Below are 16,191 nucleotides of genomic sequence, written 5' to 3'. Positions count from 1 at the left end.
ATATCTGCTCCTTTCATGAATTAAATTTTTGTGCTTTCTCAAAACTATCAAACAATTAACCGTTTTTCTCTCGTTTTCAGAATATATTGCTGATAATAGAACGTTTGTGTGCACTGCTCTCAATAAATGCTTGAGAAATTTTTTTAGCAAGAAAGCGATTTTTGAATATATTTATCAATAAAAAGCTTCTGTATTATCGCTTATTTTATCCTTAATCTCTTTGATAACATGAGAATTCCTGTATTTTTCTTTCATAAAGTTTCATGCTCCTTACTTGATGGAAAGGTATCATTGTGTTGCCCATTCATGCGCTTTTTTTAAAGAAATGCTCCTCTCATTGCTTCCCCTTATCTCACAACATCATCCGTGAATGAGATAACGCAAAATCCATAGAGCACCACCATCTCTACGTTGATAAAAGAGCAAGGTGGTACCAGCATTTTTTTCACAACATTGGCAACTGGTATGAAAAATGATGATGCTGGTTTTTGTTTCATAAGCATAAAGATGGTGGTGCTCTTTACCTATACCATTCATGGATACCACTATGAAATGGGCCTGGATAGCTGAAGAGATGTTTCTTTAAAACAATCAGGTGCATTAGCAACCAATAGCGTTTTATTTTACGTGAAGAGCATACCCTTAATTAAGAAACATGATAAAAAGCATGAAACGATGCATAATCCTCTATTCTCTAAAAGATATTGCTTGAAATACTTTTGAAAGCTGTAAAGCAGTATAAAAAATGAGGGTATAGATGGAAACTGGTTTTATCCTCAACGTCTTTAAATTCTTCCCAAATGAGGCTGCATGTCTGTTTGAGAGATTATGCCAATAGATATAGGCAATATCCTTGCCCCTCTTTGGCATACAAAAGCTGCAACAGCTAAGAGAGCCTTTTATCTATCTTCGTTCCTGTCGCAAACGTGCTGTTGCATGAAACCTTGATGTTGATATACAGGTAACAACACTGTGTGTGCAAAATCATTCTCTTATACACTAGCAATTATGTATAACAGATGTTGAATATAAATATGATATACGATAAATGTTTGATATGGTTATTCCATAAATAACTGATCAAAATATTAAGCTTAGAGCTGTTTGGGTATCGTAAACTGAATACAAAAGTGGATTAACTTATGAGTGATGAAATAACCTCACCGACATCTAGTAATGACTATGGTGCCGCTTCTATCAAAGTTCTTAAAGGTCTTGATGCTGTACGTAAACGTCCTGGCATGTATATTGGTGATACAGATGATGGTTCAGGCTTACACCATATGGTTTATGAGGTCGTAGACAACGCTATCGATGAAGCACTAGCCGGTCATGCTACCCTTGTAAATGTTACACTCCATGCGGATGGTTCTTGTTCTGTTCGTGATAATGGACGCGGAATTCCAACAGATATCCATCCCACAGAAGGTGTTTCAGCAGCTGAAGTTATTATGACACAGCTTCATGCCGGTGGAAAATTTGATCAAAATTCTTACAAAGTTTCAGGAGGCTTACACGGCGTTGGTGTCTCTGTTGTGAATGCATTATCTGTTTGGCTTAAATTGAAAATCAAACGTAATGGTAGACTTCATGAAATGTCATTTACCCATGGAGTTGCTGATTCTCCACTAAAAATTATTGGTGATTGTGATAGGGAAAGTGGAACAGAAATCAGATTTTTACCAAGCTCTGAAACCTTTACAATGGTTGAATTTGATTTTGAAACTTTAGAACGCCGTTTGCGCGAACTCGCTTTTTTAAATTCTGGCATACATATTCTTCTCGTTGATGAACGCCATGCTGATATTCAATCCGTTAAATTGCATTATGAAGGTGGATTAGTGGAATTTGTCAAGTATATTGACCAAACGAAAAAAGCACTGCTGGATACCCCTATTTATATTGCCAGTGAAAAAGACGGTATGAGTGTTGATGTCGCTCTATGGTGGAATGATTCCTACCATGAGAAAGTGTTATGTTTTACAAATAATATTCCTCAACGTGATGGTGGAACGCATTTAATCGGTTTCCGGAGTGCTTTAACACGTCAAATTAATGGTTATGCCGAATCTTCAGGTATTGCAAAAAAAGAAAAAGTTAATCTAACAGGTGATGACTGCCGCGAAGGACTTACAGCTATCCTTTCCGTCAAAGTTCCCGATCCTAAATTTTCTTCACAGACAAAGGACAAATTGGTTTCTTCTGAAGTGCGTCCCATTGTGGAAAATTTGGTAAATGAAGGTCTTTCTACATGGCTGGAAGAGCATCCTAATGAAGCGAAGCTTCTCATTGGTAAGGTCGTAGAAGCTGCAACAGCACGTGAAGCCGCACGTAAAGCGCGTGAACTCACAAGGCGCAAAGGAGCTCTTGATATTACTTCTCTACCAGGAAAACTTGCCGATTGCCAAGAACGTGATCCAGCAAAATCGGAAATCTTTATCGTTGAGGGAGATTCAGCTGGTGGATCAGCAAAAAGTGGACGTTCTCGTCAAAATCAGGCGATTTTGCCGCTGCGCGGTAAAATCCTTAATGTCGAACGAGCACGATTCGACCGCATGCTCTCATCGGATATGATTGGAACGCTTATTACTGCTCTTGGAACTTCCATTGGGAAAGATGAATTTTCACCCGATAAATTGCGTTATCATAAAATTATCATTATGACAGATGCGGACGTTGATGGTGCCCATATTCGTACCTTACTGCTCACTTTCTTTTTTAGACAAATGCCTGAATTGATTGAACGTGGACATCTCTATATCGCACAGCCCCCCCTCTATAAAGTCTCACGAGGTAAATCTTCCCAATATATTAAAAATGAAGCAGCATTTGAAGAGTTTTTAATCGATACGGGCTTGGAAGATGCAGCCTTAGAACTTTCAACGGGAGAAGTTCGTGCAGGTGCCGATTTATATCAGCTTGCCAAGGATGCTCGTGTGTTGCGTCAACTTTTAAATGGTCTTCATACACGTTATGACCGCAACATTGTTGAGCAAGCAGCGATTGTTGGAGCTTTTAACCCTGAAGCCTTTGTCACACCAGAAAAAGCGCAAAAAACAGCCGTTACTATCGCCCATCGTCTTGATTTGATTGCCGATGATATGGAACGAGGTTGGAGCGGTCAATACACATCAGACGGAAGCTTATGTTTTGAACGTGTTTTACGCGGAGTTAAAGATGTGATTACTCTGGATACGGGACTTATTAATTCTGCCGATGCACGCCAAATTGATCGTGTTTCTAAAAGTTTCATAGAGATATATAATCCTCCTCCTCTCCTACACCGCAAAGATAAATCAGAGCGTATCTTTGGACCTATGAGCCTCTTAGAGAGCATCTTTGCAAATGGTAAAAAAGGCATTACACTCCAACGTTATAAAGGTCTTGGAGAAATGAATGCTGAGCAGCTTTGGGAAACAACCCTTAATCCTGATGCACGTTCTCTGTTACAAGTTAAAATCAATGACGCAACCGATGCAGATTCACTCTTTTCTCGTTTAATGGGTGATGAAGTTGAACCACGGCGGATTTTTATTCAAGATAATGCCTTAAGCGTTGCCAATCTTGATATCTAAAGGTACTCTTTTGTTTCTGGCTGTATAAACGTCGTGGTTTTATACGCTGTTTTTTCGTATTTGAACATTTCCTCTATTTTCATTTACGATAAAAGAAAAAGAAGAAAGGTCATGCATATGGCAGCTGAAACAGAACGCGTCGGAGCCAAAGGTGGTATGGAGTACTCTTTTGGCTTTACCAGAGTTGATGAAGCGCAAAAACAGTCCATGGTTGATGGAGTATTTCACTCTGTCGCTGAAAACTATGATAAGATGAATGATATCTTATCATTAGGACTACACCGTGTGTGGAAAAACTCTATGGTTGCTTGGCTTGCTCCCCCAACTCTTTCCAATTGGAAGGTTCTTGATGTGGCAGGTGGGACTGGTGATATCGCTTTTCGCATTCTGAATGCTTCACGCCAAAAAGCCCACGCTACAGTGCTTGATATTAATGGTTCAATGCTCAATGTCGGTAAAAAGCGTGCACAAAAAAATGGTCTTGCTCCTCTGATGGATTTTGTTGAGTCCAATGCAGAACATTTGCCTTTTGAAGACCATAGCTTTGATGCCTATACGATTGCCTTTGGAATTCGCAATGTGCCTCATATTAACAAAGCTCTTAGAGAAGCTTTCCGTGTTTTAAAACCGGGAGGACGTTTCTTATGTTTAGAATTTTCAAATGTTGAAATGCCTCTGCTCGATAAAATCTATGACCTGTGGTCTTTTCATGCCATCCCTAAGCTTGGTCAAATCATTGCAAATGATGGTGATGCTTACCGTTATTTGGTTGAATCTATTCGTAAATTTCCTAAACAAGATGATTTTGCCCAGATGATCAATCATGCAGGTTTTTCGCGGGTATCATACCGCAATCTCACCGGTGCTATCGCAGCACTGCATTCAGGTTGGAAAATTTAAAAATGGTGCAGATTTCCACTTACTTTCAATTGATGCGCGCAGGATGGGTTTTAGCACGTGAAGGTGTTTTGAGTGCTCTGCCTCACGATGAGCTTAAAGGATTTCCAGCATTCTGTCATCGTATAGCAAGTGCATTAGCCCGGAGCAAAGCAAAAAAAAAGCGACGATCTGAAAATATTTCTTGTGCCATCAATAAGCTTGGACCTTCTTATATAAAACTTGGTCAATTTCTTGCTACAAGACCTGATATTGTTGGACGTGATATTGCCAAAGATTTGGTACAGCTACAAGATCGCGTACAAACATTTTCTTGTCCTGATGCTATTGCACAAATTGAAAATTCGCTTGGTCGCTCTATAAACGATTTATTTGTGAATTTTGATCCCCCCATTGCTGCCGCTTCTATCGCCCAAGTTCATCCAGCTGAATATTACGATGAAACTGGTCAGAAAAGAAAATGTGCTGTTAAAGTCATTCGTCCCAATATCAGAACCCGTTTTGCCAGAGATCTTAGAGGATTCTACCTTATTGCTCATTTACAAGAACGTTATATACCAGCTTCTCGACGGTTGCGTCCTGTTTGTGTGGTTGACACTTTAGCACAAACCACACGTATCGAGATGGATTTGCGATTAGAAGCAGCTGCCATATCAGAAATGGCTGAAAATATTCAACATGATACAGGCTTTCGGGTTCCAAAAATTGATTGGGAACGTACAGGACGTAATGTTCTTACCATGGAATGGATAGATGGTATAAGAATATCTGAAATTTCTGCACTCAAAGAAGCAGGGTTTGATTTGCAGGCGCTCGCAGTTACGCTTATTCAATCTTTCCTTCGTCATACATTGCGTGATGGTTTTTTTCATGCCGATATGCATCCTGGTAATTTATTTGTAGACGCACAAGGATGTATTGTTGCTGTTGATTTAGGAATTACAGGGCGTCTTGGAAAAAAAGAAAAGCATTTCCTTGCTGAAATCCTTTATGGATTTATTACCCGCGATTACCACCGCGTGGCACGTGCCCATTTTGAAGCAGGATACGTACCTCCACACCACAATATTGAAAGCTTTGCTCAAGCTAACCGTGCTATTGGTGAACCAATCCATGGGCAATCAGCGCAAAGTATTTCCATGGCTAAATTGCTCACACTGTTGTTTGAAGTCACGGAATTGTTTGATATGCAAACACGACCTGAACTTTTATTACTCCAAAAAACTATGGTTGTTGTTGAAGGTGTAGCGCGCACACTAGATCCTCATTTTAATATGTGGAAAGCTTCTGAACCCGTTGTCAGAGAATGGATTAGCAAAAATTTAGGGCCTATAGGAGTGGCAAAGGACTTTAGTGAAGGCGCGCAAGCACTCCTTTCGTTGGCTCGTAAAACACCACAATTGATACACAATTTTCAACGTATGGAAGAAGACCTTAACCAAATCAGAGAAATCGGATTTAATCTTTCTCCTTCCACCCTTAAAAGACTTGCTGTTGAACAAAGCCGTACCAACCGTTATGGTCGTTATAGTCTTTTCATCATTGCACTTTGTTGTGTTTGTCTCACTTTTTACCTTTTTCATCTTTTCTAATCTGTTCAATATGCTAAAAAATACCCATAATGAAATCATTGCAATCATTTTGTTTCTTGGAGGTATTTTATGGCTAGCCTTACCGTTCGTAATCTTTCCCCCGAAGTCAAAGAATCTTTACGTATACGTGCCGCCAAAAATGGTATCTCTATGGAAGAGGAAGCACGCCGTCTTTTAAGCAATCCCAGCACTTTAACTATACCCCCCTCTCAAGCAAGCAGCCCTGAAATGCAATCATTGCAATCAAAGTCACTTCTTCTCATTATTGGTGGGAGTATTGCAGCTTATAAAGCGCTTGATCTCATTCGCCGTTTACAAGAACGTGGAGCGCACTTAAACATTATTATCACAAAAGCAGCGCAAAAATTTATTACGCCTTTAGCAGCTGAAGCTCTCAGTGGACGTACTGTGTATAGCGATTTATTTTCACGCGCAGAAGAACATGATATCGGACATATCCGGTTAGCACGTAATGCTGATCTCATTATTTTAGCGCCCGCCACTGCTAATCGCATTGCAAAAATAGCTAACGGCATAGGAGATGATCTGGCTGATTGTGTGCTTTTAGCAGCACGCTGTCCACTCTTAATTGCACCAGCTATGAATCCAGCAATGTGGACACATCCTGCAACCATGCGCAATGTCGCAAAATTACGCGCCGATGGCGTTCATATAGTAGGACCAGAAATTGGCACAATGGCTGAGCGTGATGAGACAGGTTTTGGGCGCATGAGTGAACCTTTAACCATTGTAGCAGCAGTAGAAACTCTTTTAGGGATGCAGGAAAAACCGCTTTCTGGGCGTCATTTCATTGTTACTTCTGGTCCTACTCATGAACCTATTGATCCCGTGCGCTATCTTGCTAATCGCTCTTCAGGCAAACAAGGGCATGCCATCGCAACAGCTCTCGCCCATTTGGGCGCTAAAGTAACGCTTATTTGTGGACCAGTTCATCTTGCACCTCCACAAGAGATAAAAACTATCCATGTCGAGACCGCACATCAAATGTTACAAGCCGTTCAAACCGCATTGCCTGCTGATGGTGCTATTTTTGTCGCCGCTGTTTGTGATTGGCGCAGCCAAACACAATCTTTACACAAGATGAAAAAAAGCGCTCATAAAACACCACCATCTTTGCATATGGTAGAAAATCCTGACATTTTAGCAACAATTGGACATGCTGCAAACCGCCCTCCGCTCGTGATTGGATTTGCGGCTGAAACCTCTGACCTCATCGTAAATGCGCAAAAAAAATGTATCGAAAAAGGTGCTGATTTCATTCTTGCCAATGATATTTCCCTTCATGCTGATGGCACTCGTGTTATGGGCGCTGATACAAATCAAGTTTATCTTGTGAGTAAAGAAAATGTTGAAGAATGGCCGCAGATGACGAAACAGCAAGTAGCACAAAAATTAGCAAAGGTTATTGTATCATTTTTTGAATCTCATACCCCCACGTATCTAAAATGAGAAAAAAACGTAGTTTATAAATGACAATAAAAGTTTAGCTTGGAACTTGGAACTTGGAACTTGGAACTTGGAACTTGGAACTTGGAACTTGGAACTTGGAACTTGGAACTTGGAACTTGGAACTTGGAACTTGGAACTTGGAACTTGGAACTTGGAACTTGGAACTTGGAAAATAAATACTTTAAATAAAGCATAATACAAAACAAAAATGAAACGCATTTACTAAATTATCTAAAACTATTTATACGTATGACTTCTATTGAAAGAACGACTAGCTTTGCTAAAAATGACCTTCTCTCTTTGGAAAAAAATCCCTATGTATCCTAATCTATTTATAAAATTACCCGCATTGGTAGATTTTATTATTACTTCCCCATGCTGTTCATTCGCTTTATAGAAAAATTCTAACGCAATTTTCTATAATCCTTGCCTCCTCCCCACCTTATAAGAACAAAGATTTTTAACCCTACCAAACTGTAATCAGATTGATTTCTCGCAAGCAGTTTTTATTTTCTTACAACTTATCTAATTGATTTATAATAATATATCGTTTTGCAACTTGAATAAGAAACCCGAAGTAGCATAAGATTCTCTTATTTCAAATCCTCTTACATTGAAGCAATCAAAATCATTTACTTTCACATTACAAATAGAAGTAGCATGTGGATAAAACTATAAAGAAAAGCAAAAATACCTTCTATAAACGCTCTCAAATGCAAAAACTATCGCTGTATTGGGAGATAAAAAATAAATGATGGTGCCAACTTGCATCTTCATAAGCCCTAAAGGTGGTAGCTCTCAATGGACATACCATTATACCCTTCATGGACCTTCATTTTAACTAAGAATTCCATGGAACCAATTAAATCCCTTTCAGATTGTAAGCCATGTGGAAGGAACATTGTAGTATTGAGTAGTGCTTTAATTAAAATCTCCGGCCTAATTTGAGGAAATATCGTGTTTTTTGAAGATTTGGATGGTTTTGTTTTACCATTCACTGTATTTTTATAAGCTTTTTCATTGTGACCGAAGGTCACGTCATTGGTTTGAATGTGTTCAGATTTTTCTGAACACTCCTTTTTGTTACAATTATGGTTGAAGATTGTATAATGTATATCTTGCTGGCATAATACGTGTATCTTGTTTTTGATGTTTTAGCTTAAAAAACTTTTTTAAAATCCACTCCAAAAGATGCATCAAGATGCATCGCTTTGGGCAATTTTTCAAGACAACTGCGTGAATGTGCAATACAATGATACCTATTTTATGTGAGGGACGTAACCTCTTTCAATTTTGTTGTAAATCATGATTTGAATATTCTGTTTAACTTCATATGTCTACACTTGAGTGTCGTGCATAAGAAAATTGCAAATAGATAGAGATAATATTCTTATTTTAAAATATGAATGCAGTTTATATTACCGTATTGAAAAAAATATGTTATAGTGCTTATAAAATAATACATTGCCATCCCTTGATTATTTATCTTAATCAACAAAATTATAGGATCTATAAAACTCAATGCATATGTAAAGCACTCTTTCATCCGTCCCTTGTTTTTACTTTTTTTATCTCGTTAGTTGTTATGATTTTTACTGCTGCTTATCGTGCTTTACAGCGTCTTATCACCCCGCAATATCGTATTATGATATTAAAAGCCTTGGGAATTACTTTTGTTGTTCTCGCCATTCTATGGTTAGGTGTACGCCAACTTTTTATATCCTATTTTTGGCCTTGGGTTGCTGATTTTCTTCCTGGATTACCTAGTTGGGCAGGATGGATAGGATTGGGTATGCTCATTATTTTTAATATTGGTTTAGCTATGCTGATGGCTTTTTTTATTGCCCCAATCACTGCTATGATTGGTGGTTTTTTCATTGATTCTGCTGCTGAAATTATTGAAAAAGAAGATTATCCAAACGAACCTGTTGGACATGCTCTGCCGTTTGGGCGCTCTCTGATTCTCTCCTTGAAATTTCTTCTTTTGAGTCTTCTTGGTAATGGAATTGCTTTTATTTTGTTTTTCGTACCAGGTGTCAATTTGATTGCCTTTTATGTTATTAATGGCTTTTTGCTTGGTCGTGAATATTTTGTGTTTGCCGCCTACCGTTTTCGCTCAGAACAAGAAGCACACGCCTTTTTACATACCCATTACCTAACGGTTTTTGGTGCGGGTTTGTTAATCGCACTTTTTGTTTCAATTCCCATTCTTAATTTAACAACACCGCTCTTCGCAGCTGCCTTTATGACATACTTACACAAAATGCTTTCGCAAAAAACCACCGCACCTATTTGGCAGAAATAATAGCACTTCCTGAAAACCCAAACAAAATTCATGCGTAAAGGGTATAAGCAATAGTTATATGCTTTAAAATGAGCGCTTTTATTTCTCTCATCCAAGAAATCTCTTGAAAAAAATCTTGCTCTGATGTTGGCGTTTCGATAACATAATGTTATCGTACCCGTCATTTTTATAGACTATTATAGTCCTGTGGGTATTTTATAAAGCTTCTTTGCTTCAAAGGCATTGGTGTTAATGGTTCATTGAATATGCGTTTTCATCAGAAGCAAATGAAAAATTTGCCAACCAGTGCAAGAAATGGATTTTGATATCAAAACAAAATAAATAACCTTAGTTATTAAAACTGTTGAGAGACTTGTTGTAAGGAATACTCTTAATGGAGAAAGTTGCTATGATATTAGAAAAAAGGACAGTGGAGTGGGAGCTATTCATATACTGGTAAAGATATTAAAGAAACTGATTTATTCAGCTGGCAAAGTGAGTCTGAGATCTTAAGTTCTATATTCTTTGAAATCATGTAAAAACTGTATCATATTTAAAGAAAGGCTATACAGATGAACTGGATTACAAATTATGTTCGCCCTAAAATTAATTCTATATTGGGACGCCGTGAAATTCCAGATAATCTATGGATAAAAGATCCCACCAGTGGTGAAATGGTCTTTCATAAAGATTTGGAGATGAATCAATATGTCATTCCAAGTTCTGGTTATCACATGCGCATCAGCGCTAAAAATCGTCTTATGCATTTTTTTGATGATGGTGTTTATACGCCTCTGGAAAATCCAAAAGTTGTAACAGATCCTTTAAAGTTTCGTGATGAAAAACGCTATATTGATCGGTTAAAAGATTATCGTTCTAAACTTGGAGTTGATGACAATATTTTAAGCGCACGTGGTACTATTGAAGGCTTACCAATTATAGCTATCGTCCAAGACTTCGCCTTCATGGGTGGATCCCTTGGTATGGCTTCAGGAGAAGCCATCATCAAAGCTTTTGATACCGCCATTGCCGAAAAATGTCCGTTGGTTCTTTTTGCCGCTTCTGGTGGTGCACGCATGCAAGAAGGAACACTCTCCTTGATGCAAATGCCTCGTACAACTGTAGCCATTGAAATGCTCAAAGAAGCAAAACTTCCTTATATTGTGGTTCTTACCAATCCAACTACCGGTGGTGTTACTGCTTCTTATGCCATGCTTGGTGATGTTCACATTGCTGAACCCGGTGCTATGATTGGTTTCGCCGGACCACGTGTGATTCAACAAACTATACGTGAGACTTTACCAGAAGGTTTTCAGAGCAGCGAATATCTGCTCGAACATGGTATGATTGATATGGTCGTATCGCGTTTGGAAATGAAAACAACCATTGCACGACTTCTCCGCTTAATGATGAAACATCCTGCAGCTGTTAACCCTTCCAATCCATCTCCAACAGATTCTCATCCCTCGCTTTCTACAACAAAAGCGGCTTAACTTCATGAAAAAAAAACAAGTACAAAGGATGATCAATGAGTTACTGAAAAATTATCCCAAAAAGTTTGATCTCTCTTTAGAACGTATTCTTTACCTTTTAGAATACCTTGGTAATCCACATTTAAAACTCGCTCCTGTTATTCATATTGCTGGAACAAATGGTAAAGGATCGGCCTGTGCAATTTGTCGTGCTCTTTTAGAAAGTGCAGGTTACCGCGTTCATGTATACAGCTCACCTCATCTGGTCAACTGGAATGAACGCTTCCGTATAGGACAAAAAGGAGGTGGTCAACTTGTTACAGAGAGCCAACTGGCTGAGACAATTCGTGAAATTATAAAGGTGTATCGTCAAAAACCAATTACTATTTTTGAAATTCTCACAGCTGCTGCTTTTATGCTGTTTAGTACACATCCAGCTGATGTCGTGATTTTAGAAGTTGGTTTAGGAGGACGTTTTGATGCTACTAATGTGATTAATAAACCAGCTGTCTCTCTTATTATGCCTATTGATTATGATCATGAGACTTTTCTTGGCAACACAATTGCACAAATCGCTTTTCAAAAAGGGGGAATTATCAAACCTGCTGTTCCAGTGGTTATTAGTAAGCAAGATCATGATGAAACGCTTTCTGTGTTAACGACACTTGCTGATAAAAACAAAGCACCATATTCTCTCTTTGATCAAGATTATCAGAGCTATACAGAACATGGACGTATGGTCTTTCAAAATAATCAAGGTCTTATGGATCTTCCGCTCCCTAACCTTATTGGAACCCACCAAATTGCTAATACTGGAGCTGCTCTTGAAGCAGTGCATCAAGCAGGTTTCAGGCTTTCAGAACACGCAATAAGTTATGCTTTACGAAATATTTACTGGCCAGCACGGATGCAACATCTTACCTATGGATATTTGGTTGATCAGCTGTCTCCTCATATTGATTTATGGCTCGATGGTGGTCACAATCCTGCTGCTGGAAAAGCTGTTGCAGCAGAACTTACCAAGTGGAGAAAAAAAACAAACCGTCCTTTTATTATGATTTCTGGTATGCTCAATACCAAAGATGCTGTTGGTTATTTTCGTCCGTTAGCAAACCTCGTAGATAAAGTTTACACAATCCCATTAACTGACAGTACTGCCGGTATTTGTCCAACGATTTTAGCTGAATCAGCACGAAAAGCAGGGATTTTTTCCACTCCACAACCGCATCTAAAAGATACCTTACAGAAAATTAAGACAGAGTATCAAGATGCTATTGTCCTTATTGCTGGTTCCCTTTATCTTGCCGGTGATATTTTACGTGACAATAAAACACCACCATGTTAAAAATTGATATTCATGGAGCTTTGAAAGATAGATTTTTAAATCATGCAACTCGATTATGCACTTTATCAACATCCTAAACTTATCACTGTTTTTGGTGGCTCTGGTTTTGTCGGACGGCATGTCGTGGAAACTTTAACCAAGCGGGGTTATCGTGTTCGTATTGCTGTTCGTCATCCGCAAAAAGCTTATTATATGCTCCAAATAGGAGAAGTAGGGCAAACCCAAATGCTGAAAACCAATATCAAGCATCGCGCCTCTGTTGCACGCGCATTGCTTGGAGCAGACGGTGCTGTCTTTCTTCCTGGTAGCTTAACACAAGCAAATCAATCAAATTTTCAAAATACACAAATTGATGGTGCAAAAAATGTCGCTGAATTAACAGCTCAAGCTGGCATTCCACTTATCTACATGTCTGCGCTTGTAGCCAATCAAAACGCTAAATTCCTTTATGCACGCGTTAAATTTATGAGTGAACAAATCGTCCAGAACACGCATCCTCAAGCAATTATTATGCGCCCATCCGTTATCTTTGGACCAGAGGATTGTTTTTTTAACACCTTAGCAAACTTGTCGTGTTTTTTACCAATCATGCCCCTTTTTGGTGGTGGACAAAGTAAATTACAGCCCGTATATGTTGGGGACATCGCTGAATTTGTCGTTCGTGCTTTAGAAGGACAAGTAATCTCTGGAAAAAGTTATGATCTTGGTGGTCCACAAATTATTACGTTCCGAAATGCCCTTGAAAATATATTAAAAATCATTCATCGTAAGAAAACCATTTTGTCTATGCCTCTTTCTGTAGGGCTATTGATGGGAAGCTTTTGGGGAATGATCGGTAAATTGCCTTTCTTGCCAACACTTGTGACAACTAACCAGATACACTTCTTACAAATGGATAATATTGTTTCTCAAGAAGCTATCAAAAATGGGTATACTTTAGAAGGTGCTGGTATTACCCCCAGAGCAATGGCTGCTCTCTTGCCAAGTTATCTCTGGCGATTTCGCCCACACGGTCAATTTTCCAAAAATTTACCAGCCTAGTGCATATTCTAGCAAGAATTAATCAACATATTGATTTTTAATTATTTGTTTCTTTCTTGAGATAGCAACGTATTGATTTATATAGATAATCTAGCGTTATTCATATTAAATGAGAATCTTGAATATCCTAAGACTCTCTCATTTAAAATCTTTCCCATGTTGAATCAATCAAAACCATTCGTTTGCACGTTACAAATGGGATGAGCGTATGGATAAAAACTATTAAGAAAGGAGTAAAATGGCTCTTATGAATCGTCTTAGATGTCAAGGTCTATAACAACATTGGGGGGTGGCAAGTATAATAATGGTACCGGCTTATTACTAAGCGTAAAGATAGAAGTGTTTAATTGAAACAGAGATATCAAAGAACGTTATATTTTCTCACTTTACTCTCCTCTCACGCAGAATCATAAAAAGGCTTGTACTTGCGCATCACATAAAAACTAGATATGTGAAGAAAAATCGTTCGAAAATGAATTAAATACATCTGAATTGTCTTCATGCAAGAACGGGAAAAATATTGAAGATAAAAAAATATCATTATGGTTTTGCTTAATTACCTTATAACCATAAGGATGCTAGTATCCTATAAATTTTGTATTACTGTACTATTCATAGGTAGTATTGCAAACGTGAAATGAGAAGAAAAATAAAATATTCCTTTAAAATAAATATACGAATAAGCAATACAATAAGGTATCGTTCTTTATAAACATGTATTTTTTTGTCATTTCATTCACTTGTCGTCTCTCGAAAGAAAAAGAGAAGCCTATTGATGAAATTTATATGTCTTAGTTTTTTTATAATATAATTTCGTCACAGTCTTTTTTTACTCTCCTGTTCTCACCACTTTAAAACAATAAATATTGATAAATTTTGCTTGCTCAATAAAATTTATGAGTCCCTTTATATTCTGTTTGTTACATTCATTGTTTCGATAGATAAAAGCGTCTTTATTGCACAAATTTATGGGGATTTTAATAAAGGATTTTTTACATAAAGAAGTCTTGCTATTGGCTTGCATTTTTTTTTAATTTCTCCTACCGTCTGGGGAAAAATGATTTTAAAGGAATAAAGAATGGCAACTCCAGATTATGTTGTCAAAGATATCGATCTTGCTGCTTATGGCCGTAAAGAACTGGATATCGCTGAGACAGAAATGCCTGGTTTAATGGCGTGTCGTAAAGAGTTTTCTTCTCTTCAACCTTTGCGTGGAGCACGCATTTCTGGTTCATTGCATATGACGATTCAAACAGCTGTTTTAATTGAAACATTAACAACTATCGGAGCTGATGTGCGGTGGAGTTCTAGCAATATTTTTTCTACACAAGATCACGCAGCAGCGGCTATTGCAGCCACTGGTATCCCTGTTTTTGCAGTTAAGGGGGAAACATTGCAAGAATATTGGACTTATATAGATGCCATTTTCCAATGGCCAGATGGCAATCCTTCAAATCTTATTTTAGATGATGGAGCTGATGCTACAAATTATATTTTGATGGGATGCCGTGCGGAAGAAAATAAAGATATTCTCTCTCATCCTAAAACAGAAGAAGAAGAATTCTTTTTCAAACAAATCCAAAAGCGTATGGAGACTACACCAGGTTTTTTCACACGACAGCGCGCAGCAATCAAAGGTGTGAGCGAAGAAACCACAACAGGTGTAAACCGTCTTTATCAATTACAAAAGGAAGGGCTTTTGCCTTTTCCTGCTATTAATGTCAATGATAGTGTCACAAAATCAAAATTTGATAATAAATACGGATGTCGAGAATCACTCGTAGACGGTATTCGGCGCGCAACAGATGTTATGATAGCTGGTAAAACAGCCATTGTCTGTGGATATGGAGATGTAGGTAAAGGTTCAGCAGCCTCTCTTTCAGGTGCTGGAGCGCGCGTTAAAGTGACAGAAATTGATCCAATCTGCGCCCTTCAAGCAGCTATGGATGGTTATGAAGTTGTGAATCTAGATGATGATGCTTCTAGTGCCGATATTATCATCACCACAACAGGCAATAAAGATATTGTCCGTTTAGACCATATGCGACAGTTAAAAGATATGTGTATCCTTGGAAATATTGGGCACTTTGATAATGAAATCCAAGTATCAGCTCTTAGAAATTTGCCATGGACGAATATTAAACCACAAGTCGATATGATTACCTTTCCCGATGGAAAACGCATCATTTTGCTTTCTGAGGGGCGTTTACTTAACCTTGGTAATGCTACGGGACATCCCTCTTTTGTCATGTCGGCCTCATTTACGAACCAAGTTTTAGCGCAAATCGAACTCTTTACCCGTTCAGTCCACTACAAAAATGAAGTGGCTGTTTTGCCGAAACATCTTGATGAAAAAGTTGCCCGCCTTCATCTTAATCGGCTAGGAATAAAACTAACCACTTTATCAGAAGAACAAGCGGCCTATATTGGAGTTACACCACAAGGACCTTATAAACCAAATCATTATCGTTACTAAAATGTTTTCTTGGGTTAAAAGAAAAAAGGAAAAGGCGCC

At 38.2% G+C, this 16,191-nt stretch carries 10 protein-coding genes; 9 read left to right on the top strand and 1 reads right to left on the bottom strand.

Annotated elements, in window-relative coordinates; genetic code table 11:
- Positions 1–360 precede the first annotated feature (360 nt).
- Positions 361–537 (bottom strand): hypothetical protein, encoded by a 177-nt coding sequence (locus tag PVV68_RS00730; RefSeq protein ID WP_273719629.1) that lies wholly within the window; start codon positions 535–537, stop codon positions 361–363.
- 605 nt (positions 538–1,142) lie between these two features.
- On the opposite strand from PVV68_RS00730, the gene gyrB reads away from it, so the two are divergent.
- The 9 genes from gyrB to ahcY all read left to right on the top strand — a co-directional run bounded on the left by gyrB (position 1,143) and on the right by ahcY (position 16,152).
- On the top strand, positions 1,143–3,575 hold the full coding sequence (gyrB, locus tag PVV68_RS00725) for a DNA topoisomerase (ATP-hydrolyzing) subunit B (RefSeq protein WP_273719630.1): 2,433 nt from the start codon (positions 1,143–1,145) through the stop codon (positions 3,573–3,575).
- Positions 3,576–3,692: 117 nt separating this feature from the next.
- Entirely contained in the window at positions 3,693–4,475 is a 783-nt protein-coding gene (gene ubiE / locus PVV68_RS00720) for a bifunctional demethylmenaquinone methyltransferase/2-methoxy-6-polyprenyl-1,4-benzoquinol methylase UbiE (protein WP_273719631.1), read from the top strand.
- A gap of 2 nt (positions 4,476–4,477) precedes the next feature.
- Positions 4,478–6,064: a 2-polyprenylphenol 6-hydroxylase gene (ubiB, locus tag PVV68_RS00715; protein WP_273719632.1), complete on the top strand. Its 1,587-nt coding sequence runs from the start codon at positions 4,478–4,480 to the stop codon at positions 6,062–6,064.
- Between the two features lie 69 nt (positions 6,065–6,133).
- Entirely contained in the window at positions 6,134–7,534 is a 1,401-nt protein-coding gene (coaBC, locus tag PVV68_RS00710) for a bifunctional phosphopantothenoylcysteine decarboxylase/phosphopantothenate--cysteine ligase CoaBC (RefSeq protein ID WP_273719633.1), read from the top strand.
- 1,585 nt (positions 7,535–9,119) lie between these two features.
- Positions 9,120–9,839 (top strand): sulfate transporter family protein, encoded by a 720-nt coding sequence (locus tag PVV68_RS00705; RefSeq protein ID WP_273719635.1) that lies wholly within the window; start codon positions 9,120–9,122, stop codon positions 9,837–9,839.
- Positions 9,840–10,390: 551 nt separating this feature from the next.
- Positions 10,391–11,311 carry an acetyl-CoA carboxylase, carboxyltransferase subunit beta gene (gene accD / locus PVV68_RS00700; RefSeq protein WP_273719636.1) on the top strand — a complete coding sequence of 307 codons (921 nt, stop codon included), beginning with the start codon at positions 10,391–10,393 and terminating at the stop codon, positions 11,309–11,311.
- Positions 11,312–11,315: 4 nt separating this feature from the next.
- Entirely contained in the window at positions 11,316–12,635 is a 1,320-nt protein-coding gene (locus tag PVV68_RS00695) for a folylpolyglutamate synthase/dihydrofolate synthase family protein (RefSeq protein ID WP_273719637.1), read from the top strand.
- Positions 12,636–12,677: 42 nt separating this feature from the next.
- Positions 12,678–13,676: a complex I NDUFA9 subunit family protein gene (locus tag PVV68_RS00690; RefSeq protein ID WP_273719638.1), complete on the top strand. Its 999-nt coding sequence runs from the start codon at positions 12,678–12,680 to the stop codon at positions 13,674–13,676.
- Between the two features lie 1,078 nt (positions 13,677–14,754).
- The gene (ahcY, locus tag PVV68_RS00685; protein WP_273719639.1) at positions 14,755–16,152 is read left to right on the top strand and encodes an adenosylhomocysteinase; all 1,398 of its coding nucleotides are present in this window, start codon (positions 14,755–14,757) and stop codon (positions 16,150–16,152) included.
- Positions 16,153–16,191: the final 39 nt, after the last annotated feature.

It is taken from the genome of Bartonella sp. ML69XJBT (assembly GCF_028618515.1).
GTDB lineage: Bacteria > Pseudomonadota > Alphaproteobacteria > Rhizobiales > Rhizobiaceae > Bartonella.
This window is presented reverse-complemented; position numbering and strand designations above follow the sequence as displayed.